General features: G+C 56.8%; 23 protein-coding genes. 22 read left to right on the top strand and 1 reads right to left on the bottom strand.

Annotation, left to right across the window (positions count from 1 at the left end; all coding sequences use genetic code 11):
• Positions 1–40 precede the first annotated feature (40 nt).
• The 3 genes from AOP6_RS09755 (at position 41) to AOP6_RS09745 (ending at position 2749) form a co-directional block, all read left to right on the top strand.
• Positions 41–340, top strand: coding sequence for a zf-TFIIB domain-containing protein (locus AOP6_RS09755; protein WP_155876551.1), 300 nt, complete (start codon positions 41–43; stop codon positions 338–340).
• 96 nt (positions 341–436) lie between these two features.
• Positions 437–2308 carry an ATP-dependent zinc metalloprotease FtsH gene (gene ftsH / locus AOP6_RS09750; RefSeq protein ID WP_155876550.1) on the top strand — a complete coding sequence of 624 codons (1872 nt, stop codon included), beginning with the start codon at positions 437–439 and terminating at the stop codon, positions 2306–2308.
• A 60-nt stretch (positions 2309–2368) separates the two neighbouring features.
• On the top strand, positions 2369–2749 hold the full coding sequence (locus tag AOP6_RS09745) for a hypothetical protein (protein ID WP_155876549.1): 381 nt from the start codon (positions 2369–2371) through the stop codon (positions 2747–2749).
• Between the two features lie 84 nt (positions 2750–2833).
• Here AOP6_RS09745 and eno read toward each other — a convergent pair whose 3' ends face one another.
• A complete protein-coding gene (eno, locus tag AOP6_RS09740) occupies positions 2834–4126 on the bottom strand; it encodes a phosphopyruvate hydratase (protein ID WP_155876548.1) in 1293 nt (430 codons plus the stop codon).
• Between the two features lie 210 nt (positions 4127–4336).
• Here eno and AOP6_RS09735 point away from each other — a divergent pair, with 210 nt between their 5' ends.
• The 19 genes from AOP6_RS09735 (at position 4337) to AOP6_RS09645 (ending at position 26084) form a co-directional block, all read left to right on the top strand.
• Positions 4337–5332, top strand: coding sequence for a PhoH family protein (locus tag AOP6_RS09735; protein WP_155876547.1), 996 nt, complete (start codon positions 4337–4339; stop codon positions 5330–5332).
• Between the two features lie 12 nt (positions 5333–5344).
• On the top strand, positions 5345–7720 hold the full coding sequence (locus AOP6_RS09730; protein ID WP_155876546.1) for an HDIG domain-containing metalloprotein: 2376 nt from the start codon (positions 5345–5347) through the stop codon (positions 7718–7720).
• Positions 7620–8075 carry an rRNA maturation RNase YbeY gene (gene ybeY / locus AOP6_RS09725; RefSeq protein WP_155876545.1) on the top strand — a complete coding sequence of 152 codons (456 nt, stop codon included), beginning with the start codon at positions 7620–7622 and terminating at the stop codon, positions 8073–8075. The genes AOP6_RS09730 and ybeY overlap by 101 nt, the downstream gene beginning before the upstream one ends.
• 14 nt (positions 8076–8089) lie before the next feature.
• Positions 8090–8800, top strand: a complete 711-nt coding sequence (locus AOP6_RS09720; protein WP_275950963.1) for a diacylglycerol kinase — start codon at positions 8090–8092, stop codon at positions 8798–8800.
• Positions 8801–8884: 84 nt separating this feature from the next.
• Positions 8885–9709 carry a hemolysin family protein gene (locus AOP6_RS09715; RefSeq protein WP_155877697.1) on the top strand — a complete coding sequence of 275 codons (825 nt, stop codon included), beginning with the start codon at positions 8885–8887 and terminating at the stop codon, positions 9707–9709.
• Entirely contained in the window at positions 9706–11235 is a 1530-nt protein-coding gene (gene lnt, locus AOP6_RS09710) for an apolipoprotein N-acyltransferase (protein WP_225897272.1), read from the top strand. The genes AOP6_RS09715 and lnt overlap by 4 nt, the downstream gene beginning before the upstream one ends.
• Before the next feature lie 86 nt (positions 11236–11321).
• A protein-coding gene (gene prfB, locus AOP6_RS09705) for a peptide chain release factor 2 (RefSeq protein ID WP_155876544.1) occupies positions 11322–12417 on the top strand; the annotation gives its coding sequence in 2 pieces (ribosomal slippage) (positions 11322–11390 and positions 11392–12417; 1095 coding nt in all).
• 138 nt (positions 12418–12555) lie between these two features.
• Positions 12556–14040, top strand: coding sequence for a lysine--tRNA ligase (gene lysS, locus AOP6_RS09700; RefSeq protein ID WP_155876543.1), 1485 nt, complete (start codon positions 12556–12558; stop codon positions 14038–14040).
• An 88-nt stretch (positions 14041–14128) separates the two neighbouring features.
• On the top strand, positions 14129–15382 hold the full coding sequence (locus AOP6_RS09695) for a lipoprotein-releasing ABC transporter permease subunit (RefSeq protein WP_155876542.1): 1254 nt from the start codon (positions 14129–14131) through the stop codon (positions 15380–15382).
• On the top strand, positions 15375–16064 hold the full coding sequence (locus tag AOP6_RS09690; protein ID WP_155876541.1) for an ABC transporter ATP-binding protein: 690 nt from the start codon (positions 15375–15377) through the stop codon (positions 16062–16064). The genes AOP6_RS09695 and AOP6_RS09690 overlap by 8 nt, the downstream gene beginning before the upstream one ends.
• Before the next feature lie 77 nt (positions 16065–16141).
• A complete protein-coding gene (gene bamA, locus AOP6_RS09685; RefSeq protein WP_155876540.1) occupies positions 16142–18385 on the top strand; it encodes an outer membrane protein assembly factor BamA in 2244 nt (747 codons plus the stop codon).
• Between the two features lie 25 nt (positions 18386–18410).
• A complete protein-coding gene (locus AOP6_RS09680; protein WP_155876539.1) occupies positions 18411–18938 on the top strand; it encodes an OmpH family outer membrane protein in 528 nt (175 codons plus the stop codon).
• A gap of 2 nt (positions 18939–18940) precedes the next feature.
• Complete coding sequence (gene lpxD, locus AOP6_RS09675; RefSeq protein ID WP_155876538.1) at positions 18941–19981, top strand: UDP-3-O-(3-hydroxymyristoyl)glucosamine N-acyltransferase; 1041 nt, start codon at positions 18941–18943, stop codon at positions 19979–19981.
• 4 nt (positions 19982–19985) lie between these two features.
• Positions 19986–20429, top strand: a complete 444-nt coding sequence (gene fabZ, locus AOP6_RS09670; RefSeq protein ID WP_155876537.1) for a 3-hydroxyacyl-ACP dehydratase FabZ — start codon at positions 19986–19988, stop codon at positions 20427–20429.
• A 7-nt stretch (positions 20430–20436) separates the two neighbouring features.
• Positions 20437–21207 (top strand): acyl-ACP--UDP-N-acetylglucosamine O-acyltransferase, encoded by a 771-nt coding sequence (lpxA, locus tag AOP6_RS09665; RefSeq protein WP_155876536.1) that lies wholly within the window; start codon positions 20437–20439, stop codon positions 21205–21207.
• Between the two features lie 27 nt (positions 21208–21234).
• Entirely contained in the window at positions 21235–22404 is a 1170-nt protein-coding gene (gene lpxB, locus AOP6_RS09660; RefSeq protein ID WP_155876535.1) for a lipid-A-disaccharide synthase, read from the top strand.
• Positions 22401–24134 (top strand): lipid A export permease/ATP-binding protein MsbA, encoded by a 1734-nt coding sequence (msbA, locus tag AOP6_RS09655; RefSeq protein ID WP_155876534.1) that lies wholly within the window; start codon positions 22401–22403, stop codon positions 24132–24134. Before lpxB ends, msbA begins: the two co-directional genes overlap by 4 nt.
• 2 nt (positions 24135–24136) lie before the next feature.
• Positions 24137–24808, top strand: a complete 672-nt coding sequence (locus AOP6_RS09650) for a lysophospholipid acyltransferase family protein (protein WP_225897271.1) — start codon at positions 24137–24139, stop codon at positions 24806–24808.
• Positions 24792–26084 carry a 3-deoxy-D-manno-octulosonic acid transferase gene (locus AOP6_RS09645; RefSeq protein WP_213194539.1) on the top strand — a complete coding sequence of 431 codons (1293 nt, stop codon included), beginning with the start codon at positions 24792–24794 and terminating at the stop codon, positions 26082–26084. The genes AOP6_RS09650 and AOP6_RS09645 overlap by 17 nt, the downstream gene beginning before the upstream one ends.
• Position 26085 lies beyond the last annotated feature (1 nt).

The following is a 26085-nucleotide window of genomic DNA, read 5'->3' as shown; positions in this document are numbered from 1 at the left end:
TATACTAATATAAAATCCAATGATTCTGGGGGGGTGCGCTATGACAGATCTGTGGGAAGAGCGGAAGAAAGCCCTGGAGAACAGTTATTTCTACAAACACGAAAAAGAATTGATCGAGAAGATGCGTGAAGAGCATCGCGAACAGCTCATTCGGGAGCTGTGCCGGAATCGATGCCCCAAATGCGGACAAGAGATCGTTCCCATGGAATTTCGAGGTGTTCCTCTCGATAAATGTGCGCAGTGTGGTGGGGTCTGGCTGGGACCCAAAGACTTGCAGATTCTGGCCGAAAAGGACCATCGCACCTGGTTTGAGCACTGGTTTAAGTCGGAAGAAAAATAGGAGGGCTGCGGTCTGATGGAATCCGTCTCCCTTTGCTCTGAGGTTAAAATTGCTTCGCAATAAACGCTTGCCTTTTGTTTAAGCCCGGGGAGCACCATGCCCAAGATTGTCTGGCGTCAGATTATCGTCCTGGCCCTGGTGGCCTTTGTGTTCAACGCCTATATGATCTACCGGGCGCCCGTTGAGGTCGAGCGGGTTGCTGCCATCAGCTACAGCCTTCTCAAGGAGGAGGCCCGTCGTGGCAATATCCAGAAAATAACTTTCCAGGACAAGGATATTCAGGGTTCTTTCAGGGAGCCTATTGCCTTGGACGATGAAAAGACGGCGCCTGATTCTGCTGTCGTCTACCCGCAATTCTCTGCCAACCTGCCACCTTTTGACGATCCCGAGCTGCTTGAGCTTCTGCAGAAAGGTCAAGCCGAGATCCATGTCCTTCCCGATAAAGAAGCCTCCGTCTGGTCTTCCGTTCTGGTCTACCTGATCCCCTGGCTGCTCATCATTGGTTTCTGGTGGTTCATCATCAAAGGGCTGCGCAATCGTACTGGCGGCGGCGTCGGTGGCGGTCTGATGGGGAATTTTTCCAAATCGGGTGCCAAGCTCTACTCGCAGGAACATTCACGCGTTACCTTTGACGATGTCGCCGGGCTGGACGAGGCCAAGCAGGAGCTCATGGAGGTGGTGGAGTTTCTGCGCACTCCTAAAAAGTTCGCTCGCCTCGGAGGCAAGGTTCCTCGTGGTGTTCTGCTGGTCGGCCCGCCGGGAACGGGCAAGACTCTCATGGCCAGGGCGGTGGCCGGCGAGGCCGGGGTTCCCTTTTTCTCTATTTCTGCTTCGCAGTTTATCGAGATGTTTGTCGGCGTTGGCGCCAGCCGGGTACGCGACCTGTTTTCCAGCGCCAAGAAGAGCGCGCCCAGTATCATCTTCATCGATGAGCTCGACGCCGTCGGCCGTTCTCGCGGTACGGGCCTGGGCGGGGGCAATGATGAACGGGAACAGACCCTCAATCAGCTGCTGGCCGAGCTCGACGGTTTTGAGCCGCATGAAGAAGTCATTGTCATGTCGGCCACCAACCGGCCCGATGTGCTCGATCCTGCTCTGCTGCGACCAGGACGTTTCGATAGGCAGGTGGTGGTGGAGCGTCCGGACTGGCGGGCCCGTGTAGCCATTCTGAAGGTGCATACCCGCAAGGTGCCACTGGCCGAGGATGTCGATCTGCAGGTCATTGCTCGCGGCACGCCGGGGATGTGCGGGGCGGACCTGGAAAGTCTGATCAACGAAGCGGCCCTTATTGCGGCCCGGGACGATCGTGAGCAGGTCAGCATGGCTCACCTGGAAAAGGCCAAGGACAAGATTCTCATGGGGGCCGAGCGCAAGCTTTTTATTTCGGAAGAAGAGAAGAAGATTACGGCTTATCATGAAGCCGGCCATACGCTGGTGGCCAAACTGTTGCCCGGCACCGACCCCATTCATAAGGTCACCATTATCCCGCGCGGGCATGCACTGGGCGTCACGCAGCAGTTGCCCGAGGATGACCGCTATCACTACACCCGTGATTATCTGATGACGCGGATCACCGTGAGCCTTGGGGGGCGGTCAGCTGAAAAAGCGGTTTTTGGTGTGGTGTCGACAGGGGCGCAGAGTGATCTCAAGCAGGTGACCGAGTTGGCGGAGAAGATGGTCTGCCAATGGGGCATGAGCGACAAAATCGGCCCTGTCACCTACAGCCGGGGGGAAGAACATCCTTTCCTTGGCCGTAAACTGGCCACCGAGAAGACCTTCAGCGAACAGATGGCCTGGCTGATCGATCAGGAGATTGAAAAGATCATCAAGCAGGGAGAGAAGGCAGCCGATGACATCATGGAAGGGCACAGACCGGCTTTGGATCGATTGGCCGCGGCCCTGCTGGAGGAAGAGGTTCTGGAGCGGGAAAGAGTGGATGACATCATGAAGCTGGATGACGTGAAGTAGCCAGGGGATAGAGAGAAGTCGAAGCGACAAGGGGACGTTGTCCCGAAGGGAGGAGAGCTCATGGGGGTGGGATTTATGGTGTTTCTGGCGGCTGCGGCCGCGGCGGGTTATCTGGGTGTGAAGAAACTCAAGGAGGTCGAACAGGAGATCCGCCAGGAGACGCGGCCTGCTGCTGAACCGGACCAGGGGGATCGTCAGCAGGCTGTTCTGCCAGAGCCCGCACCGGCGGCACCCAGCACCGAGCCCGCCGAAGATCTTTCCATGGATACCAGGGTTCTCAATTGCCTGGCCGGGCAGGAGGGGATGCTCCAAACGGAGCTTTATGGCTATTTCCCCGAGCAGGATCGCAAGACCATGCAGGGGCTTCTTCTTGAGATGTCTCGAAAGGGTCTGCTGAGGCGGGAGAAGGAAGGGAGCACCTACCGGCTCTTCGTCCCCTGAAAATAGAGTTGTCGATCAGTGTCGAACTCAAAGGGCCCGCGTATCATGCCGCGGGCCCTTTGAGTTGCTCTAACGATCGTTCAATTATTTGTTGCGCAGATTGTAAAACACCCCTTTGCCGCTGAAAAGGGCGACTTCGTCCAGTTCGTCCTCGATGCGCAGCAGCTGGTTGTATTTGCAGACGCGGTCGGTGCGGCAGAGGGAACCGGTCTTGATCTGGCCGGCGTTGGTGGCCACGGCCAGGTCGGCGATGGTGGTGTCTTCCGTCTCGCCGCTGCGGTGGGAAACGACGGCAGTGTATCCGGCCCGTTTGGCCATTTCGATGGCTTCGAGGGTTTCGGTCAGGGTGCCGATCTGGTTGACCTTGATCAGGATGGAGTTGGCGATCCCTTTGTCGATGCCTTCTTTAAGGATGCGAGTGTTGGTCACGAAAAGGTCGTCACCGACGATCTGAATGCGCTGTCCCAGGCGCTCGGTCATCAGCTTCCAGCCGTCCCAGTCGTTTTCGGCCATGCCGTCCTCGATGGAGATAATGGGGTAGCGGTTGACCAGGTCTTCGTAGAAGTCGATGAGTTCGGCGGCGGTTTTGACAGGTTGCTTCTCGTTTTCGAGATGGTACTTGCCGTCCTTGAACAGCTCAGAGGAGGCGACGTCCAGGGCCAGCAGGATGTCCTCGCCGGCCGCGTAGCCTGCTTGCTTGATGGCTTCCATGATGACCTGCAGAGCTTCCTCGTTGCTCTTGAGATCGGGAGCGAAGCCGCCTTCATCACCGACGGCAGTGTTGTAGCCTTTGGCCTTGAGGACCTTTTTCAGGGCGTGAAAAATTTCGGCGCCCATGCGCAGAGCCTCTTTGAAGGAATCGGCCCCGGCGGGCATGATCATGAACTCCTGGATGTCGACGTTGTTGTCGGCGTGAGCGCCGCCGTTGATAATGTTCATCATGGGCAGGGGGAGTTCTTTGGCGTTGGCGCCCCCGATGTACTGGTAAAGGGGCAGGCCGGCTTCTTCGGCTGCCGCTTTGGCGCAGGCCATGGAAACACCGAGCAGGGCGTTGGCGCCGAGGTTGCTCTTAAAGTCGGTGCCGTCGAGCTCAAGAAGCTTGCGATCGATGCCGGCCTGATCGGAGGCCTCCCAGCCAACCAGGGCTTCGGCAATGATCTCATTGACGTTGTCGACGGCCTTGATGACTCCTTTACCGAGGTAGCGGTCCTTGTCGCCGTCCCGCAGTTCAAGCGCTTCCCGCTCACCGGTGGACGCGCCGCTTGGCACGGCCGCCCGTCCCATGGCACCGCTTTCGAGATATACTTCCACTTCAACGGTGGGGTTTCCGCGGGAGTCGAGAATTTCCCGGGCATAGATATCGATAATTTCACTCATGGCGTCCCCCTTGAATCAAAAGAATGATATAGGCCGGCGTTCCGGCGACAGGGTCTTTATATAGCACAACGGGGTTAATTTGAAACCCCTTTTTCGACCGGCGGCATGGCGAAAAGGGGGGGGTGACAGGGGTGTTGAAATGATTTGATTTTATTTCTGCCCGGTGATATTCTGCGCCCTCGAATATATGTGCCAACAAAGGGACATTTTTTGGATACGAGTAACACGCGAAAGAGGTTCGTCGCTGAGGATCAGCGCCTGGCGAACCTCTTGTTCGGTCAACAGAATAAGAATCTGAAGCAGGTAGAGCGTTCTCTGGGGGTCCGTATCGGCTCCCGGGGGCTGGAGCTCACCATCGAGGGGGAGGGGTCTCAGGTTGACCTCACCGTCCGGTTGATGGCGGAACTGCAAGCCCTGCTGCAAGAGGATTATCCCCTGTACCCCACGGACATCGATTACGCTGTCCGTATCCTCAGCAGTGACTCCAAGGCTTCCTTGAAGTCCATCTTCCTGGACACCATTTTTATTTCCGCCCGCAAAAAAATCATCTCCCCCAAGAGCCTGGCGCAAAAACAGTATATCGACGCCATTCGGACCAAGGATGTCGTTTTTGGTATCGGTCCGGCCGGTACGGGAAAGACCTATCTGGCCATGGCCATGGCGGTCTCTTTCCTGCTCAAAAAAGAGGTCAGCCGCATCGTGCTGGTGCGTCCGGCTGTTGAGGCTGGTGAAAAGCTTGGGTTTTTGCCGGGCGATCTGGCGGAAAAAGTGAACCCCTACCTGCGCCCCCTTTACGACGCCCTTTTCGATATGATGGGAATGGACAAGGGGCAGCAGCTTATCGAGCAGGGGATTGTCGAAGTAGCACCTTTGGCCTTCATGCGGGGAAGAACCCTCAACGACGCCTTCGTCATACTGGATGAGGCCCAGAATACGACCACCGAACAGATGAAAATGTTTCTCACCCGCCTGGGTTTCGGTAGCCGTGCGGTGGTCACCGGTGACAGGACGCAGATTGACCTCCCCGCCGGTCGTCTTTCGGGGCTTGTGCAGGCCGCCGATTTTCTTCAAGGGATCGACGGTATTTCCCTGCAGTATTTTTCAGACCGTGATGTCGTCCGTCATCCTATCGTGCAGAGTATCGTGCAGGCTTATGATCGGGCCTGCCGGGATGCCGCGCCTCAGCCGGTCGCGAAAAAGGACTGAATCTATTTTTCTATGACTAAAAACGAACGTAAAAACGAATCGTCCCCCCGAAAGCCGAAGGGGCTGCCCACGGGATTCCGTTTTTCCCTGGAAGATCGCTACGTCCGCCTGCTGCTTCTTTTTGCTCTGGCGGTACTGCTGACCGTGGTCATTATCCCCAAGGGAGGATTCGTCCCTGATTATTACGCGCCGGGCGATATTGCTTCGCGGGACATCAAGGCACCCAGGGATATGCTTATCCCTGATCTGGAGTTGACTGAGAAAAAGCAGCAGGAAGCCCATGATGCCACCCTGGCTCTGTATGACTTTGATCCCAAGGCGGGCCAGGAGATCTTAGACCGGCTTCTGCAGGCCCTGAAGACGATCCAGGGCGCCAAGGGCAAGGGGGGCGATTCTCAGAGCATGCTCAAGGAGGTCGAGGGACTTGTCGGCATCAACCTGACTGCTGATGAAGTGGGCGCCCTGGCCGAGCTCTCTCCCCTGGAGGAGTATCAGGTTTCCCTGCGCAACATTCTCATCCAGACCCTGAACCGGCAGGTGGTCGGTAACCTGCAACTCTTTGAAGCAGACCGGGAAAAAGGGATTGTCATCCGCGATCTGCTGACACAGAAGGAAGCGCCCGGCCAGAATCTCGGCCAGGTGGTCGGGCTGGGAGAGGCGCAGGATTTTGCGCGTTCCAAGCTCAAGACCCTTGACGGATTGTCGGAAAAGAATCGTACCCTTGTCTTTGCCGTCATTCAGAAGCTGCTGCGTCCCAATCTCACGTTCAACAAAAGTGAGACCGAGGCGAGAAAGCGCAAAGCAGCCGAGGAGGTCAAACCTGTCCTCTTTCAGATGAAAAAGGGCGAGATGATTGTACGCGAGGGAGAGAAGGTCACTGCCGAACATATCAAAAAACTAAGAGCGTTGCGTGAACTGGGGGGTGACCTGAGCGTCTTTCGCATGGGCCTCGGCATGTTGGGGGGGATCGCCCTGCTCATCCTGACCGCCCACAGCTTTGCCCAGATCAATATTCGTAAATACCACCCCAGGACACGGGATTTCCTCTTTCTGACGGCCGCGTTTCTGGGTCTGTTCCTCCTGGTCAAGATCGCCATCTTTATTTCCACCGCCCTGGAAACCTCGTTCCCTTACATTGAGTCATCGACCTATTACTATGTCTTTCCCTTTGCGGTCGGCGCCGTTCTGGTTCGTATCGTTCTCAATTCTGAAATTGCCCTCATCTTTACCCTGGTCTTTTCTGTGCTGATGGGCCTGCTGTTCGGCAACAGCCTCTTTATAACGCTCTACACTCTGGTTGGCAGCCTTACCGGCGCCCACTGGGTTCGCCAGTGCAAGCAGCGCACGACCCTCTACCGGGCCGGGATGTGGATCTCCGTCGCCAACATTCTGATGATTCTGGCTCTGCATCTCATGGCGGGACGGGCCATGGATGTCCAGCTCCTCTACAAACTCGGTTTCGGTCTGGCCGGTGGTTTCTTCTGTGCGGTGATCGTGACAGGCACCGTTCCTTTGGTGGAGTATCTTTTCAAGTACACCACCGACATCAAGCTGCTGGAACTGGCCAACATGAATACGCCTGTTCTCAGGGAACTGATGATTCAGGCACCGGGAACCTACCATCACTCGATCATTGTCGGTAATCTGGTGGAAGCCGCTGCCGAGGCCATTAACGCCAATCCCCTGCTGGCCAGGGTGGCCGCCTACTACCACGACATCGGCAAGATTCGCAAACCACTCTACTTTGTTGAAAATATCGGCAATCTGGAGAACAAACACGACAAGCTGGCCCCTTCCATGAGTGCGCTGATCCTCATGTCTCACGTCAAGGATGGCGCCGAGTTGGCCCGTGAAATCAAGTTGGGTGATCCTTTGGTGGATATCATCCGCCAGCATCACGGCACCGCCCTTATCAAGTTCTTTTATGACAAGGCCAAAAGCAAGGAAGACCCCGGTGTGCAGCAGGTGGACGAGCGGGAGTACCGCTATCCCGGACCCAAGCCGCAGACACGGGAAGCGGCTCTCATCATGCTGGCTGACGCGGTGGAAGCGGCCAGCCGGACCTTGACCGATCCAACGCCGGCCCGTATTCAGGGGATGGTGCAGAAGATTATCAACAACATTTTCATCGACGGTCAGTTGGACGAGTGTGAACTGACTCTGAAAGACCTGCACAATATCGCCAAGAGCTTCAACCGTATATTGTCCGGCATTTTTCATCATCGTATCGACTATCCCGAACCTGCTTTCAAGGAGAGGGAGAAAGATCCGAACAAAAGGAAGAACGTTGAAGATTCAGATCGAGAACCGCCAAAAGAGGTTAAAGATAAGGAAGCTGGACCTGCGAAAAGTAGCTCGGAGGATCTTAAGCGTCTCGGGATGTCCTGAGGCCGAACTGTCCGTCGTTATTCTGTCGGATGAGCAGATTCGCGAGATCAATCGCGATTATCTGCACAAAGACCGTCCGACCAACGTCATCTCCTTCGCCATGCAGGAGGGGGAGGGCGCCGGCCTGAATCCGTTGCTGCTCGGCGATGTGCTTATCTCCGCCGACACGGCTGCCCGCGACGCCGAAGAGGCCGCTGTCAGTTTTGAGAGCGAACTGTATTTTCTTCTGATTCACGGGATTCTGCATCTGCTTGGTTATGATCACGAGCGCGGCACCGAGGAACAGGCCAGGATCATGGAAACTAAAGAACGGGAGATATTCGCCACCATCCGGGACGAATTCCTGGCGGCGTGAAGCGGGGAGGCGGCTTGAAAGAAGGGATGAAACCTTCCGGGTGGATTCAGAGCGTCAACTGCGCTATTGAAGGGATTATCTGGGCGGCCCGTTCCCAGCGGCACATGCGTTATCACTTTGTCGCGGCGCTGGTGCTGCTCTTTCTGGCGCTGTTTTTTCAGGTGACCGCTCTTGAGTTCATTCTACTCGCTTTTGCCGTCACCCTGGTACTCTTCGCCGAAATGATCAATACGGCCCTGGAGGTCTTCGTCGATCTCGTCTCGCCCGAATATCATCCTCTGGCCGGCCGGGTCAAGGACGTCGCCGCCGGCGCCGTCCTTATTGCCAGTATCGGGGCGGTGGTCATGGGGTATCTGGCGCTGTCCCATTACCTCTTTCCGGTTCTGGGGCAGGGGTTGAGCCTTCTGGGGCACCCGCCGGGGGAGCTGGCCGTGGTCTCCGTGCTGGTGGTCACCATTCTGGTGGTTCTGCTCAAAGCGCTGCTGGGAAAAGGGACGCCCCTGCATGGAGGCATGCCCAGCGGCCATGCGGCGATCTCTTTTTCCATCGCCACCTCCATCGTGCTGGCCCAGGTCGGTCCGGTGATCGCCCTGCTGACCCTGGGGTTGGCGGCCATGGTCAGCCAGAGCCGCCTGCTCCTTAAAATTCATACTCTGCGCGAGGTGGTGGCGGGTGCCCTGTTGGGCGCCGGCGTCACCTGGCTGCTGTTCTGGCTTTTTGCCTGACCGTCTGCGGACGGTCATAACATTACCGATTCAAGGAGAATTCCCGTGGACGATGACAGTCCCCATGACAAACCGCCTTCGTGGATGACCGGTCTTCGCGGCCTGCTGTTCGGTCGCCGGCGGCCCATGACCGAAAAAGACCTGCAGAACATTATCGAACAATCCGAAGAGGAAGGGCTGATCAACGAGGGGGAGGGGGACATGCTCTCCTCCATCTTCGAGTTCGGCGATACGATCGTGCGCGAAATCATGGTGCCGCGTACGGACATGGTTTGCTGCAGCCTGACAGCCAGCCTCGATGAGTTGCTGGAGGCCATTATCTCTTCAGGGCATTCGCGTATCCCTATCTACGAAGGGAGCAATGATCGCATTGTCGGCATGGTTTACGCCAAAGATCTTCTGCGTTTCTGGGGGCGCCACAACGAAGATCTCGTTATCAGTCAGGTTATGCGCACGCCGTTTTTCGTGCCGGAAACCAAAAATATCGAAAACCTGCTGCAGGATTTCCGCACGCGGCGTGTCCATATCGCCATCGCCATCGACGAATATGGTGGCACTTCCGGGCTCATTACTATTGAAGACCTGCTGGAGGAGATCGTGGGAGACATCCAGGACGAGTATGACCTGGAAGAGGATTGGCTGGTCGAAGAGGATGAATCCACCGTCCTTGTTGACGGCCGCCTGAACATCGAAGAGGTCGAAGAACATTTCGATATCGAGATTCCGCGGGACAAGTTCGATACGGTCGGCGGCTATGTCTTTAATCTGCTGGGACGCATTCCGGTGCGCGGCGAGGAACTGCGTGACGGTGACCTGCACCTGACGGTGGTCGAATGCGATTCGCGCAAGATCGGCAAGGTGCGCGTTCACCGGGAATCTCCCGAGTATCTGCAGGAAAGCGGGGAATGAAAAGGATGAGGCATCTGCTGCCCGATCGGGTGACGGCGATATCGGCGCTCTCCGGCGGTCTGCTCGCCCTCTCTTTTCCTCGCCCCGCCCTGTCCCTGCTCGCCTGGGTGGCTTTGGTGCCGCTTTTTCTGGTCATGGAAAAAAGGCCCTTTCGTAGCGGTTTTACCGCAGGGATGGCCTTTTTTGGTGTGGTGCTCTACTGGCTTAATATCGTCATGACCACCTACGGACGATTGGCCCCCGTTTTTTCCCTGGTCGCCTATCTGCTGCTCGTCGCCTACCTGTCCCTTTTTTTCGCCATTGTCACCTGGGCGGCCAGCCGCCTGCGCGAAAAAAGCGGGCTCTCGATCATCCTGACCCTGCCCGTGTTGTGGGTTGCCCTGGAGTTCCTGCGCTCTTTTCTGCTCTCCGGTTTTCCCTGGGCCTCGCTCGGCTACTCCCAGAACCATCTCCTCGTCATTCAGTCGGCTGATATCCTTGGAATCTATGGCCTCAGTTTTCTGCTTGTTCTGAGCAATGCCGTGCTGGCGCAGACCCTGCGTCAGCGATGCATGGGCCTCTTTTCCGTGCTGCCCTGGCGGGCCTGGGGGGTCTTCTTTCTGCTGCTTGGGCTCAATCTGGGTTACGGTCATTTCCGCCAGCCAGCCTTCACCGGTCCACCCGAGAAGGTGTTGCGGGTCGGTTTGATTCAGGGAAACATTGACCAGTCTCTCAAATGGGATCCGGCCTACCAGGCCGAAACGGTAGCTCTGTACGGTGAACTGTCCCGACAGGCGGCTGCAAAGGACGACCTCGATCTGATCATCTGGCCGGAAAGTGCCACCCCCTTTTATTTTCAGGAGGGGGAGGAATTGGCCAAACAGGTCGCGGCTGTGCCAGAGGACACGAATGCCTTCCTGCTCTTCGGCAGCCCCGCCTATCAGGTCATCAACCGTTCTTTCCGCTATCTCAACAGTGCCTTTCTGCTCGATGCGCAAGGCGAAACTTTGGGGCGCAGTGATAAGGTCCATCTGGTCCCCTTTGGCGAATATGTCCCCTTCGGCGCCTATCTGCCTTTCATCGACAAACTGGTGGTGGGTGTCGGGGATTTCTCTCCCGGCGTCATCAGCCCGCTGCCCATGAACGGAGCCCGCCTCGGCACTCTTGTCTGCTTTGAGGGTATTTTCCCAGAATTGGCCCGCGACTATGTGCGCCGTGGCAGTGACCTGCTGGTCAATATCACCAATGACGCCTGGTTCGGCCGCTCGTCGGCCCCTTATCAGCACCTTGCCATGACCCGGTTCCGGGCCATCGAAAATCGTGTCTGGGTGGCGCGCGCTGCCAACACCGGCATCTCGGCGGTGATCTCTCCCCTCGGCGTCATCGACCGGCAGACTCCGATTTTCGAACGTGGCTATCTTAACGAAGAGGTCGGCCTCGGCAGCACGCCCACCGTCTATACCCGTTACGGCGATGTCGGTCCCGTCCTGGCCCTGGTTCTTGCTGTCTTCTGGCTCCTGCGTACCCGTCGAAAAATGCGCGGTTGAGCAGTAAAGAAACCGGGAAAGAAACCTTGTGGAAAAAAGTATCAGCGGCTATAATCCCCCTCCTGAATTTTTAAAAGGGGTATGCCATGTTTCGTGATGAAAAAGAGGGACTCAAAGAGATCAAGCTCAAGCTCGAAGAGCTGAGGAGGTACCTTTGACGTCGATACCAAGAAAGAACGTATTGCCGAACTGGAAGCGGAAATAGCCCATCCGGATTTCTGGAACCGGGGGGAACAGGCCCAGGAACGTCTCAAGGAACGCACCTCCTTGCATCGCTGGGTCGGCGCCTGGGATGAGGCGGCTCAGGATCTGGAGGATCTCCAGGTTCTTGTCGAACTCGGTGAAGCCGAAGAGGATGAGGCCACCCTGCAGGAGATCAAAGCGGTTCTCCCCGATCTGCAGCAAAAGGTCGCCAAGATGGAGTTCGCGCGCATGCTTTCCGGGGAGCATGACGCCAACAACGCCATCGTCAGCATCAATGCCGGCGCCGGCGGCACTGAAGCGCAGGATTGGGCCGAGATGCTGCTGCGCATGTATCTTCGTTACTGTGAGCGCAAAGGATTTCGTACCGAGATTACCGATTATCAGCCCGGCGACGAAGCGGGAGTCAAAGGGGCCACCTTTAATGTCGAAGGGGAATACGCCTACGGCTATCTGCGGGCCGAAATGGGGATCCACCGCCTGGTGCGCATCTCCCCCTTTGATGCCAATGCCCGTCGCCATACCTCCTTCTGCTCGGTCTTCGTCTTTCCTGAACTCTCCGACGATATCGAGATCGAGATCAACGAAAAAGACCTGAAGGTCGATACCTACCGGGCCAGCGGCGCCGGTGGCCAGCATGTCAATAAGACCGATTCGGCCATCCGTATCACCCACATCCCCTCCGGGATTGTCGTGGCCTGCCAGAACGAACGTTCCCAGCACAAGAACCGGGCCGTGGCCCTCAAGCAGCTCAAGGCCCGCCTCTATGAGATGGAGGTGAGCCGGAAAGAAGAGGAGGCCTCGGTTATAGCCGGCGAGAAAAAGGAGATCGGCTGGGGGAGCCAGATCCGTTCCTATGTATTGCATCCCTATCGGCTTGTGAAGGATCATCGGACCGGTTACGAGGTGGGCAATACCGATGCGATACTCGATGGGGAGCTGGACGGCTTTATCGAAGCCTATCTTTTAAGTAAAAAATAAGCCGGTTTTGACAGAGGGAGGCGGACACTTCGCGGCCATGTCTCATGTCTTTGGGCGACTAATCCTTGCTCCTTGACTTGAGGACGTCCTGAGTATATCGTACCCCTCGCCAAACCGGGATGAAAGGTGTTGAATTTCATGGAAGAACTGAACGATCTGCTGCTTCAGCGGCGCACCAAGGTAGACGACCTGCGTCAGCAGGGAGTCAACCCCTATGCTAACGATTATCCGGTCGCCCATACCTCCGCCGATGTGCTGGCTGCTCATGAGAACCAGGATGCGGAGGCGTTGAAAGACAGCCCGCATCACTACACCCTCGCCGGCCGCATCATGGCCCGACGAGACTTCGGCAAGGCCGCTTTTATCCAGGTCCAGGATCGCAAGGGTCGCCTGCAGGTCTATGTCGGCCGCGACACGGTGGGGGAGGAGGCCTTTGAACAGTTTCGGCGCCTGGATATCGGCGATATCGTCGGCTTTTCCGGCAAGCCTTTCCGCACCAAGACCGGAGAGCTGTCTGTCCGTGCCGAACAGATTCGTATTCTGACCAAATCCCTGCTGCCGCTGCCGGAAAAGTGGCATGGCCTGACCGACGTTGAGACCCGCTATCGCCAGCGCTACCTCGACCTCATGGTCAACCCCGAGGTTCGTGAGGTCTTCCAGAAGCGCACCCGCATCATTCGCCTCATCCGCGAATACATGGAAAATCACGACTTCCTCGAAGTTGAAACCCCCATGATGCAGCCCATTGCCGGCGGTGCCACGGCCAAGCCCTTCGTCACCCACCACAACACCCTCAAGATGGATCTCTTTCTGCGCATTGCTCCCGAGCTCTATCTCAAGCGCCTGGTGGTGGGCGGATTCGATCGCGTCTTCGAAATCAACCGCAATTTCCGCAACGAGGGTATTTCCATCCAGCACAACCCCGAGTTCACCATGATGGAGTTCTACCAGGCCTATGCCACCTATCGGGAGCTGATGGATTTCACCGAGAAACTCATCTGCCGTGTGGCTCAGGAAGTGGTTGGCAGCCTGGTCTTTACCTATGGCGGCCGTGAGGTGAACCTGACGGCCCCCTGGGATCGCCTGACCCTGAAGGAATCCATCGTCAAGTACGGGAAGATCGATCCGGCCATTCTTGAGGACAGGGATCGTTCCCTGACCTATGCCAAGAGCCTGGGCCTTGAGCTCGATGACCATATCGGTTTTGGCAAGCTGCTGACCGAGATTTTTGACGAGGTCGTCGAACCCAACCTGTGGAATCCGACCTTTATCACCGAATATCCCACCGAGGTTTCGCCGCTCTCGCGGAAAAATGAACAGAACCCTGACGTCGTTGACCGTTTCGAACTGTTCATCGTCGGCCGGGAGCTGGCCAATGCCTTTTCCGAGCTCAACGATCCGGTCGACCAGAAGGATCGTTTTACCAAGCAACTTGCCGAGAAAGAGGCCGGAGATGAAGAGGCGCATGCCATGGATGAGGATTATGTCCGCGCCCTCGAATATGGCCTTCCACCCGCGGCGGGAGAAGGGATCGGCATCGATCGTCTGGTGATGCTCCTCACCGACTCCGCCTCGATTCGCGACGTAATCCTCTTTCCCCAGTTGCGGCGGGAAAGCAAGTAAATCAGGGTTGAGTGAGGCCTGCGAGGAGAGGTGTGAGCCTTTCCCTTGACGCCTCACTCCTCACTCCTTACCCCTCACGGAATTCTTCATGGGCTACGAATGGTTTGTCAGTCTGCGTTATCTGCGGGCGAAGCGCAAACAGACTTTTATCTCGGTTATCTCCTTTATCTCCATTGCCGGCGTCACATTGGGCGTGGCTGCGCTCATTGTTGTGCTGGCGGTCATGACGGGTTTTCACGACGGTGTCCGCCAGCAGATCCTGGGCAATGTCCCCCACGTGCTCATCCAGTCACACGGCAAAGAGATTCGGGATTACGACCAGGTAACGGAAAAAGCTCTTGCGGCCTCGCCTCACGTGGTCAGCGCGGCGCCCTTCGTGTCGAAGGAAGCCATGCTGCTGGCCCGTGGGAATGTTGCCGCCGTCAATGTCAAGGGGATCGAACCGGGGAACAAGATTTTCGTACAGAAATTCCTCACCGTCGAAGACCGGGATGTTGAAGATCTCCTCTTCCGGGCCGACCGCCCCATTCCCGGCATCGTCATCGGTCTCGACACCGCCACCTCCCTGGGGGTGGCCGTTGGCGACCGCCTCAACGTCATTCCGCCGATGTTCACCATCACGCCCTTCGGCATGATCCCCAAAATGAAACCTTTTGAGATCGTCGGCATATTCCGGCATCGCGGCGGCTTCATGGACACGTATTTTGCCTACGTTTCCCTCGGCCAGGCTCAGACCTTCTTTGATCTGCCGGAACGAGCGAGCGGCGTCGAAATCGAGGTAGACAGTTTCGATAACGCCCGTCTGGTGGCCTCGGAACTGCGCCAGGATTTTACCTACCCTTACATGGTGCGCTCCTGGGAAGAGCTGTTCGGCTCTTTTCTTTCGGCCCTCAAACTGGAGAAACTCGGGCTTTTCATTGTGCTGGGGATCATCGTTTTGGTCGCGGCCTTCAATATTGCCACCACCCTGATTATGGTGGTGATGGAAAAGCACAAGGATATCGCTGTGCTGCGGGCCATGGGAGCGACTTCTCGCAGCATCATGAAGATCTTTGTCCTGGAAGGTCTTATCGTCGGCACCGTCGGCACGGCCCTGGGAACAATACTGGGGCTGTTTTTCGCCAAAAATGCCGATCCGATCATCAAGTGGGTAGAGCAGGTCTTCAAGGTGAAGATTTTCGATCAGTCGGTCTACGGCATGGACCGTTTTCCTTCCGTGGTCCATTCCGCCGATGTGACCGCCGTCGTCCTGGTGGCCATGACTATTTCTCTGCTGGCCACCATTTATCCTGCCTGGCGAGCAGCCAGGATGGACCCGGCCGAGGCTCTGCGCTATGAATGACCTGCAGACGAACATCCTTATCCAGGTCGACGGGCTGCAGAAGTCGTTTCAGACCGCCAGTGGCCAGGTCGATGTTCTGCGTGGTATCGACCTGTCGATTCATCGAGGTGAAAGAGTGGCCATCGTCGGTTCCTCGGGGGCTGGCAAGACCACTTTTATGCATATTCTGGGCGGTCTCGACCAGCCGACTTCCGGGAGGGTTACTGTCGAAGGGCGTGACGTCTTTACCCTCAAGGGCAGCGACCTCGATGCTTTTCGCAACCGGACGGCTGGATTCGTCTTTCAGTTTCACCAACTGCTCCCTGAGTTCACCGCCCTGGAGAATGTCATGATGCCGGCGCTTATCGCCCGCAGATCCAAGGTTGAGGCCAGAACTCTGGCGGAGGGACTGCTGGACGAGGTTGGTCTCTCTCATCGCCTGACACACAAACCGGGACAGCTGTCCGGGGGGGAACAGCAGCGGGTAGCCATTGCCCGGGCGCTGGTCATGGGACCCCGCCTGCTGCTGGCGGATGAACCCACCGGTAATCTCGACAGTGGAACCAGCGAGGAGATTTACCGGCTCCTCAATCATCTGCACCAGACCAGGGGGTTGACCATGATTATTGTCACCCACAACGAGGCCCTGGCCTCCCGTCTTGACCGGGTGGTCTGCATGGAAGACGGCCGCATACGGGAATAGTTTTTGATTTACACCCTTTTTGGACTTAATCTATAATGTTCCATTTTTCGAAGGTTTTTAGTGAGGATGTGATCTGGATGACCAGAAGAGCGCTGATCGGACTTGCATTGTTGTTTCTGTCGCCGATGGTGGCCTGGGCTGAGGATTACAAGGTCGATCAGGTAACCGTCAGCGGGAACCAGCGCGTGCAGGTTTCGGCTATTACCGCCGTTCTCTCGGCTCAGGCGGGTACCACGGTGTCTGCCGAGGTGATTGACCGGGATGTCAAGGCCATTTTCAAGTTGGGGCACTTCTCCGACATTACCGCGGAGTTGAACCAGGATGGAAATCGGCAGATCCTTTCCTATCAGGTGGTCGAGAGGCCTCTTGTCCGCAAAATCGATTTTTCCGGCAACAAGAAACTTAAAGATGAAAAACTGCGTCCTCTCGTTGCCATGCGATCTGCCAGTATCTTTCATCCAAAGTCCCTTGAAAAAAGCGTCGAGGCCATTCGCAACGCTTATGTCGAAGAAGGCTACCACGGGGTGCGCATCGAGCCCAGGGTAGAAACTGGCGAGCGCAACGAGGCCACTGTTCATTTTGAGATCACCGAGGGACAGAAGGTTCTGGTTCGTTCTATCCGGTTGCAGGGCAATACGGTCTTTACCGACAAGGAGCTCAAGAAGGCCATCCAGACCAAAGAGAAGTGGTGGCTTTCCTGGCTGACCGACCGCGGAACCTACCGCGAAGAAGTTCTGCAGATCGATCTGGAGATTATTGCCGACCAGTATTACAACAAGGGCTATGTGCAGGTGAAAGTCATGCAGCCCCAGATCACCTTCAGCGACGACAAAGAGTACATGGATGTGCTGATCGAGATCGAAGAGGGCGAGCAGTACCGGGTGGGCGATATCAGCCTGCAGGGGGATCTCATCCGTGAAAAAGGCGAACTTTTCGATCTGCTCAAGCTTAAACAGGGTGATGTCTTCAGCCGGGAAATCCTGCGCGGCGACGTGACGGTTCTCAACGATCTGTACGCCAATCAGGGCTATGCCTATGTGAATGTTTCGCCCGTTACCCGGCTTGATCATGAGGAGCGACGGGTCAATATTCTCTATGACATCGAGCAGGGGATCCAGGTCAGCATCGACCGCATCCGCATTACCGGCAATACCAGGACGCGGGACAAAATTATCCGACGCCAGATGCACCTGCTCGAAGGCGATCTGTACAACGCCAGTCTGATCAAGTCGAGCCGGAGCAAGGTCAACAATCTGGGGTTTTTCGAAGAGGTGAATGTCTCTACCAGCAAGGGTAAGGATGAGGCTCATCTCGATGTGGACGTGGAGGTCAAGGAGAAACCGACAGGCACCTTCAGTATTGGCGGCGGCTATTCTTCCGTGGACGGCTTTATCGCCCAGGGCTCGGTTTCCCAGGAGAACTTCTTGGGCAGGGCGCTGCGTATGAACCTTTCGGCTTCCCTGGGCGGAACAACCACCACCTATCAGTTCGGACTGCTCGACCCCTATTTTCTCGATACGGATTTCGCTTTGGGCGGCGACATTTACAACACCGACCGCGAATATACCGATTTCTCCAAAAAAACCACAGGCGGCGATATTAAACTTGGTGTTCCCCTCACTGAAAACACCCGACTCTTCTTCGTCTACCGTTACGAGGAAAAGGAAATTTACGATATCGACCCCTTTGCCAGCATCTACTGGCAGGAGCAGGCCGGTCGCTCCACCCTGTCGTCCCTCTTTTCCTCCTTTTCCCTCAATACGACTGACTACCGGCCCGATCCGACCCGCGGTCACCTTGGCGAGCTCTCCTGGGAAATTGCCGGTCTGGGGGGGACGGAATATTTCAGCAAATATATTGCCGACCACCGGGTCTTCTTCCCCTGGAAATGGGGCTCCGTCTTCTCCCTGCATGGACAGGTCGGTTATGTCCATAAGCTGCGCAGTACGGAAGAGATTCCCATCGACGAAAAGTTTTTTCTGGGTGGCATCAACACCCTGCGGGGATTCGCAACCCGTGAAGTTGGTCCCCAGGACGAAAACGGTGACTTTGTCGGGGGCGAAAAAGAGGCCTTCTTCAACGCCGAATACACCTTCCCGCTCATCCGGGAGCTTGGTTTCAAGGGCCTGCTGTTCTTCGATATCGGCAACGCCTGGAGCAAAGATGAGGAGTATTTCTCCAGCATGCGCTACAGCGCCGGTTGGGGTATTCGCTGGAACAGTCCCATGGGGCCTTTGCGCCTTGAGTGGGGGTACAATCTCGATCCGAAAGAAGACGAGGATCGTTCAAGGTTTGAGTTTTCCATTGGCCGGTTTTTCTAAGTCCATTATCTAAAAGGAGTTTTTCATGAAAAGATTGATCGCACCCATTATGCTGGTTTTTGCCCTGATTGCCGCCCCTGCCTTTGCCGAGGTCAAAGTCGGTTATGTTGATCTGCAAAAGGCCCTGAACCTCTCTGAATCAGGCAAGGCCGCCAAAGAAAAAATTGCCAATTCGGTCAAAAACTATGAGGGGACTATCCAGGTTCGCCAGGAAGAGATCAAGAAGCTCAAGGATGAACTGGAAAAACAGTCCATGGCACTGAGTGCCGATGCCCGTTCCGCCAAGGAGCGCGACTATCAGCAGAAACTCAAGGAGTTCCAGCGTTTCACCAAAGACATTCAGGAAGAATTGCAGCAGAAGGACGCTGATTTCACCCGTCAGATCATCGAAGATCTCCTCAAGATCGTGCAGGACATCGGCGCCAGCGAGGGGATGTCCATGGTTTTTGAGAAGTCGGAGAGTTCTGTTCTTTACGCCGACAAATCGGCAGATCTTACCGATAAGGTTATCGAGCGCTACAACGCTCAGTTCAAAAAACAGGGCGGCAAGTAATTATGGCGACGACGGCAACTCTCGGAGAGCTTGCCGGTCTGGTCGGAGGTTCCGTCCTTGGGGATGAATCGATCCGGATCGGCCATGTCGCGCCCATTGACGACGCCCGCGAAGGGGATATCACCTTTATTGCCAACCCTAAATACGCGGCCAAGGCCAAGACGACCCGCGCTTCGGCTGTTATCGTGGCCCCTGGCGTGGAGGCTCCCGGACTCAATTTGTTGGTGGTCAAAAATCCCTATCTGGCCTTCGCCAAGATTCTGACCCACCTGGAGGTTACTCGCCCGGAGCCCAAAGGCGTAATGGAGGGGGCCTGGATTCATCCCTCGGCCATCCTGGAGGAGGACGTTACCGTCTATCCCGGTTGCACCCTCGGTGAGGGTGTCAAGGTCGGCCGTGGCACGATCCTCTATCCCGGGGTCACCCTTTATGACGGTGTTCAGGTCGGCGAGGACTGTGTGCTTCACGCCGGAGCCATCGTGCGGGAAGAGTGCCGGCTGGGCGCTCGGGTGATTCTGCAACCTGGTGCGGTGATCGGCTCTGATGGTTTCGGCTTTGCTCCCGATGGACCCCGCTATTTCAAGATTCCCCAAGTCGGCATTGTTGTCATAGAGGATGACGTGGAAATCGGTGCCTGCAGCTGTATCGACCGCGCCGCCATGGGGGAGACGCGCATCCGCCGCGGGGCCAAACTCGATAACATGGTGCAGGTCGCCCACAACGTCACCATCGGCGAGGATACGGTGATGGCGGCGCAGGTGGGGATAGCCGGCAGTACGATCATCGGCAACCATTGCACCTTTGGCGGACAGGCTGCCACGGCCGGACATCTGCGTGTCGGCGACAATGTCATGATCGGCGGCCGCGGAGGGGTTACCAGCCACACCGAAGGAAATCAGGTGCTTTCGGGGGTGCCGGCCATTCCACACAAAGACTGGCTGAAGGCCTCCATGAGTTTCGCCAAACTGCCCGAGATGCGTCGCGAGCTGACCCGACTTAAAAATCAGGTGGAAGCCCTTGAAAAGCTTTTAAAGGAGAAATAGAGGCATGGTTCTCAATACCCAGGAAATATTGAAGCTCCTTCCCCATCGCTACCCGTTCCTGCTGGTAGATCGTATCGTTGAACTGGAGGAAGGCAAAAAGGCCGTTGGCATCAAGAACGTCACCATCAATGAGCCCTTTTTCCAGGGGCACTTCCCGGGTCATCCTATCATGCCGGGCGTTCTCATTATCGAAGCCATGGCCCAGGTGGGTGGTCTGTATGCCATCGTGGTCAACAAAGTCGGTGACGACAAGGTGACCTATTTTGCCGGTATCGACAATGCCCGGTTTCGCAAGCCGGTCCTCCCCGGCGACGTGTTGCGCATTGAACTGGAGTTGAGCAACTGCAAACGCGGGCTTTACTGCTTTTCCGGTAAGGCTTATGTCGAGGATGTTCTGGTCGCCGAAGCTGAGTTGAAGGCCACTTTTGCCCCCCGTCAGGAGTCCTGATACCGTTATGATTCATTCTACTGCCATTATCAGTCCGGGTGCCCAGCTTGATCCTACCGTCGAGGTGGGGCCTTACACCGTTATCGGCGAACATGTCCGCATCGGCGCCGGCACCGTCATTGGTCCTCACTGTGTTATTGAAGGGTGGACCGAGATCGGTAAAAACAACAGGATTTTTCAGTTTGCTTCCGTGGGCGCAGTCCCTCAGGATCTGAAATTCCATGGGGAAAAATCCTTTCTGCGCATTGGCGACGGCAATACGATCCGTGAATTTGCCACCCTGCACCGTGGTACCGAGGATGGCGGCGGCGAAACGATCCTGGGTAATCAATGTCTGCTCATGGCCTATTCCCACGTTGCCCACGACTGCGTCGTCGGCAACCAGGTTATTCTGGCCAACGGCGCCACCCTGGCCGGGCACGTGCAGGTCGATGACCACGCCATTCTGGGCGGCCTTTCCGCTGTGCATCAGTTTACCCGCGTCGGTTGCCATGTGATGGTCAGTGGCGGTTCCATGGTAGCCCAGGATATACCGCCTTACACCATTGCCCAGGGCGATCGGGCCAAGACCGTCGGGCTCAATCTCATCGGCCTCAAGCGCCGTGGTTTCTCCGATGAAGCCGTTCGGGGCATCAAACAGGCCTATAAGCTGATCTTCCGTTCCGGACTGCGCATGGAAGACGCTCTGGCCAAGATCGATCAGGATGTGGCCAAGACGCCGGAGCTGCAGGTCTTTGTCGATTTTATTCAGAACAGCCAGCGAGGCATTGCCCGCTGATTGAACAGGCCTCTGTCGGGAGAGATTTTGAGCAGTCAGGAGACTAAGCGCAGGGCCCTTATTGTGACCGGTGAAGCATCCGGGGATCTGCATGGCGCCAACCTTATCAGGGCGGCTGCCAAGGTGGACCCCGGACTGTCGTTTTTTGGCGTTGGTGGCAAGCGTATGGCCGCAGCCGGTTGTGACATCCTCATCCCCAGTGACGAACTGGCGGTCATGGGGGCGGTCGAAGTGCTGGCCAATATCCGGGTCATCGCCAGGGCCATGCAGAAGCTGCGTACCGTTCTGGTCGGAGAATCAAGGCCTGATCTTGTCATCCTCGTTGACTATCCCGGCTTCAATCTTCGCCTGGCGCGCCATGCCAAGGCGGCGGGTATACCGGTTCTCTATTACATCAGTCCAAAAGTCTGGGCCTGGAAAAAGGGAAGGGTGAATACCATTGCCCGTTATGTCGACAGGCTGGCCTTTATTTTCCCCTTTGAAGAAGCCTACTTTCGCGGTCTCGATCTGGAGGCCGTGTTTGTGGGCAATCCCCTCATGGATGAGGCGCAGGACCTGCCGGAGCGGCACGACTTCCTCGGTCGCTACGGGATCGAGACCGATGTTCCCGTTATCGGACTTTTTCCCGGCAGTCGCCGCAGCGAGGTCCGTTATAGTTTCAATACCCTGGTGCAAAGTGCTCGACTTATTCTTCGGGACAAGCCGTTGGCCAGATTTCTGCTACCCGTGGCGCCCTCGCTGGACCGGAAAATATTCGACGAGCTGCTGGCTGAAGAAGATCTGCCGGTGACTCTGATAGAAGATGAGAGCATCTATGATCTGGCCCATGCCTGCAACGCGGTGATCTGCGTATCCGGCACGGTGACTCTGCAGACAGCTCTGGCGGAGACTCCCATGGCCGTTGTCTACCGCATGTCGCCCGTCAGCTTCGCCATTGCCAGGCGTTTGGTCAAGGTGCCTCATGTCAGCCTGGTCAACATTGTCGCCGGCGAGGAAGTGGTCAAAGAATTCCTGCAGGGTGAAGCGACGGCGGAAAACATCGGTGCTGAAATTCTTCGTATTCTGGATGACAGGGACTACCATGACCGGATGCTCCGCGGTCTGGCTCTGGTTAAAGAAAAGATGGGCCCGCCCGGTTGTTCGACACGGGTGGCGCAGATGGCAGCCGAAATGAGCCAGGGGAAGGTTCTCTCATGAAGAGCCAAGGGACCCAGATCTATTTACGGCTGCTTGGCTACACGCGCACCTGCCGCTGGCGGATCTTCTTCTCCATGGTGGCTTCCCTGGGTGTGGCCGGCTCCGACGCCGCCGCCGCCAAGCTGATTCAACCCTTTATCGATCGTCTCGTTGTTGCCGGCGACGTCTCCCTGGTCAACCTGGTGCCCATCTTTGTCCTCGGGCTGGCCGCCATTAAAGGTCTCTCCCGCTTTGTGCAGGAATACACCATCAAGACTGCGGGGCAACTGGTCATGCAGGATCTCCGCAATGACCTTTTCGGCCACTCCCTTAACCTGAGCATGCGCTACTACTCCAAAACATCCTCGGGGACGTTGATGTCGCGTATCCTCAACGATGTGACGGTGATGCAGGCGGCTGTCGCCGAAGTCCTGGTCGGCACCCTGCGCGAGGGCCTCACCCTGGTCGCCCTCACCATCGTCGCCTTCCATGGCGACTGGCAGCTGGCGCTGATGGCCTTTGTCGTGCTGCCGCTGGCGGCCTGGCCTGCTTCGGCCATCGGGAAAAAAATCAAACAGTACACTCGCAGTGGGCAAGGGGCCATGGGCACCCTGACCCAGGTGCTGGAACAGACCTTCTCCGGCATCAAGGTCATCAAGGCTTTCGGTACGGAAGAAAGGGAGGTCGGTCGCTTCCGGGATCGCAACCTTTTTTACTACCGATTCTTGCGCAAGGTCATCAAGTACGACGCGGGCTCGTCACCGGTCATGGAGATCATGTCCTCTTTCGGGGTGGCGGCGGTGCTCTGGTTCGGTCTGCACCGGGTCATGTCCGGTGCCATGACACAGGGGGAGCTCTTTTCCGTTATCGGGGCCATCATGTTCATGTACACCCCGGCCAAACGGCTGTCCAAAATGTACAACCGGACACAGCAGGCCATCGGCGCCGCCGAGCGGGTTTTCGAATTGCTGGAGACCCCCCATGAGATCGTCGACCGCCCTGGCGCCAGGCCTCTGACCAACGTCAGGGGCGAGGTGCGCTTTGAGCATGTCTCCTTTTCCTATGGCGACGAACCGGTCTTGCAGGATGTCAATCTGGAAGCCAGGCAGGGAGAGGTCGTGGCCCTGGTGGGACCCAGCGGCGCCGGCAAGTCGACCATCGTCTCCCTGCTGAACCGCTTCTATGACCCCCAGTCTGGTGCCGTGCTGATCGACGGCCACGACATTCGGGACCTGACGCTGGACAGCCTGAAGGCCCATATTGCCATGGTCGACCAGGAAACCTTCCTGTTTAACGACACCCTGGCCAACAACATTCGTTACGGACGTCCCGAGGCTTCTGAAGAAGAAGTGGCCAGGGCAGCCCAGCAGGCCTATGCCGACCAGTTTATCCAGGCCTTGCCTGAAGGATTCGACACGGAAATCGGCGATCGCGGTCTGCGTCTGTCCGGCGGACAGCGGCAGCGCATATGCATCGCCCGCGCCATTTTGAAAGATACCCCCATTCTCATTCTTGACGAAGCAACCAGTGCACTGGATACGGAGAGCGAGGCCATGGTGCAGCAGGCTTTGGTCAATCTGATGAAGAACCGTACTACCTTTGTCATTGCCCACCGACTTTCGACGATACTCCATGCCGATAAAATCGTGGTGCTCGAGCAGGGGCGTGTCTGTGAAGTCGGCCGTCATGAAGAGCTGCTGGCCAATAACGGCTTGTATAAAAAACTTTACGACATGCAGTTTCAGGCCTGATCATGCTGAAAAAGGTTCTCGATAAAATACTGCTGGCCCTGGTGCCTTTTTTGGGTGCTGGCGTAATCCGCTTTTTGTATTGGTCTCTTCGTATTGACACCATTGGAACGGATCACCCCCAGGGATTCTGGGAGCGAGGGGAGCAGGTTATCCTCTCTTTCTGGCACGACCAGCTGCTGCTCATGGCCTGTGGCTACCATGGGCCGGGTGCCAAGATTCTCATCAGCGCCTCCAAGGATGGGGAACTGATCGCCCGTACCATGGCCTATTTCGGTCAGGATGCCGTGCGCGGTTCCTCCTCCCGCGGGGGACGGGCAGCCTTCCGGCATCTGCTCGGGCTGGCTAAGGAGCCCTTTGATCTGGTGATTACGCCCGACGGTCCGCGTGGACCGCGCCATGAGGTGAAAGAAGGAGTCGTCCAGTTGGCCCGCCTGAGTGGTCGCCCCGTCGTCCCCATGGCCTTTGCCGCCAGCCGGGGGCATCGTTTTCGCTCCTGGGACCGCTTTCTGCTGCCATACCCTTTTGGCCGGGGAGTCTATTCTTTTGGTAAACCGCTGACTTATCGGGACGACGAATCCGTGGAAGCCTTCAGGCAGCGACTGCAGGCTGCGATGGAAGAGAATGAGAAACAGGCCCGTGCCCATTTGGAGAGCTGTGGTGTATCTGCTGTATGATGTCATACTTCTGCTGGCCAGCGTGGTGCTGCTCCCCTATGCGTTGCTCAAGGGGATAAGGTACGGCAACGGCTGGCGCGGACTGGGGGAACGGATCGGCCTCTATTCCCGCGATCGCCTGACCGGCCTTCAGGGCAAGCCCCTCATCTGGGTCCATGCCGTCTCCGTGGGGGAAGTGCGGGCGGCCATGCCGCTGCTGCGCCAGGTCAAGGAGGCCTATCCCCAGTCTTCCCTGATTCTGTCCACCATGACATTCACCGGCCAGACCATCGCCAGGGATTCCGGTCTCGCTGACCTGTGCGTCTTCTTTCCTTACGACCTTTCCTGGATTGCCCGCCGCATATTCCGGCAACTTCCCCTTGATCTGCTCGTGATCGTGGAGACGGAGATCTGGCCCAACTTCATTCACCAGGCTTATAAAGCGGGCATCCCCATTCTCCTTGTCAACGGCCGTATCTCCGACCGTTCCTTCCCCCGCTATAAATTCATTCGGCCGCTGCTGCGTCCCGTTCTCCAGAACTTTTCCTCTTTCTGTATGCAGAGCGAGACGGACGCGCAGCGCATCGCCTATCTTGGCGCCCCTTCCGAGCGTGTTTGCGTCCCCGGGAATCTTAAATTTGACATGCAGGTTGTGGTCCCCGAACCGACCCGCATCACCGCTCTCAAAGAAAAATTTCGGTTGCCTGAAGAGACGATGATCTGGGTGGCCGGCAGCACCCGATCGGGCGAACACGAAATTCTTATCGAAGCCTATCGGCAGTTGGTCGCCGAGGGAATTGCTGTTGTTCTTGTTTTGGTGCCACGACACGTCGAACGGTGCAAGGTCGTGGGAGAGTTGCTGGTCAGCGAAAAAATTCCCTATGTTCTGCGAAGCTCCCTGCAGAAAGATACGAAATGGGTGCAGCCCGGTGAAGTCCTGCTGGTCGATACGATGGGAGAAATGCTCGATCTCTATGCGACGGCCGATCTGGTTTTTGTGGGCGGCAGTCTTGTCCCTGTCGGTGGGCACAACATTCTGGAGCCTGCTTTGCTGAAAAAACCCGTGCTCTTTGGGCCCTACATGCACAATTTCAAGGAAATCTCCCGCCTGCTGCTCTCGGCCAAAGGCGGCGTCCAGGTGGCCGACAGGCAGGACCTCGTCCTTCAGATCCGCAACCTCCTAAAAGACAACCGCGCCCGTCGCGTCCTGGGGAATAACGGTAACGGCGTGCTGGCCAGCAATGCCGGCGCCACGCGCAAGACCCTCGGCGTTATGAAATCCTTGCTGGAATCCTGAT

The sequence above is a fragment of the Desulfuromonas sp. AOP6 genome (genome assembly GCF_009731355.2).
Taxonomy (GTDB): Bacteria; Desulfobacterota; Desulfuromonadia; order Desulfuromonadales; family SZUA-540; genus SZUA-540.
This window is presented reverse-complemented; position numbering and strand designations above follow the sequence as displayed.

Excerpts from the sequence above, each read along its gene's own strand:
- lpxA (WP_155876536.1), top strand. The coding sequence starts at position 20,437 with ATGATTCATTCTACTGCCATTATCAGTCCGGGTGCCCAGCTTGATCCT.
- AOP6_RS09690 (WP_155876541.1), top strand. The coding sequence starts at position 15,375 with ATGAATGACCTGCAGACGAACATCCTTATCCAGGTCGACGGGCTGCAG.
- bamA (WP_155876540.1), top strand. The coding sequence starts at position 16,142 with ATGACCAGAAGAGCGCTGATCGGACTTGCATTGTTGTTTCTGTCGCCG.
- AOP6_RS09650 (WP_225897271.1), top strand. The coding sequence starts at position 24,137 with ATGCTGAAAAAGGTTCTCGATAAAATACTGCTGGCCCTGGTGCCTTTT.
- lysS (WP_155876543.1), top strand. The coding sequence starts at position 12,556 with ATGGAAGAACTGAACGATCTGCTGCTTCAGCGGCGCACCAAGGTAGAC.
- lnt (WP_225897272.1), top strand. The coding sequence starts at position 9,706 with ATGAAAAGGATGAGGCATCTGCTGCCCGATCGGGTGACGGCGATATCG.
- eno (WP_155876548.1), bottom strand. The coding sequence starts at position 4,126 with ATGAGTGAAATTATCGATATCTATGCCCGGGAAATTCTCGACTCCCGC.
- AOP6_RS09695 (WP_155876542.1), top strand. The coding sequence starts at position 14,129 with ATGGGCTACGAATGGTTTGTCAGTCTGCGTTATCTGCGGGCGAAGCGC.
- lpxD (WP_155876538.1), top strand. The coding sequence starts at position 18,941 with ATGGCGACGACGGCAACTCTCGGAGAGCTTGCCGGTCTGGTCGGAGGT.
- AOP6_RS09755 (WP_155876551.1), top strand. The coding sequence starts at position 41 with ATGACAGATCTGTGGGAAGAGCGGAAGAAAGCCCTGGAGAACAGTTAT.
- AOP6_RS09715 (WP_155877697.1), top strand. The coding sequence starts at position 8,885 with ATGACCGGTCTTCGCGGCCTGCTGTTCGGTCGCCGGCGGCCCATGACC.
- AOP6_RS09745 (WP_155876549.1), top strand. The coding sequence starts at position 2,369 with ATGGGGGTGGGATTTATGGTGTTTCTGGCGGCTGCGGCCGCGGCGGGT.
- fabZ (WP_155876537.1), top strand. The coding sequence starts at position 19,986 with ATGGTTCTCAATACCCAGGAAATATTGAAGCTCCTTCCCCATCGCTAC.
- AOP6_RS09680 (WP_155876539.1), top strand. The coding sequence starts at position 18,411 with ATGAAAAGATTGATCGCACCCATTATGCTGGTTTTTGCCCTGATTGCC.
- AOP6_RS09730 (WP_155876546.1), top strand. The coding sequence starts at position 5,345 with ATGACTAAAAACGAACGTAAAAACGAATCGTCCCCCCGAAAGCCGAAG.
- ftsH (WP_155876550.1), top strand. The coding sequence starts at position 437 with ATGCCCAAGATTGTCTGGCGTCAGATTATCGTCCTGGCCCTGGTGGCC.
- msbA (WP_155876534.1), top strand. The coding sequence starts at position 22,401 with ATGAAGAGCCAAGGGACCCAGATCTATTTACGGCTGCTTGGCTACACG.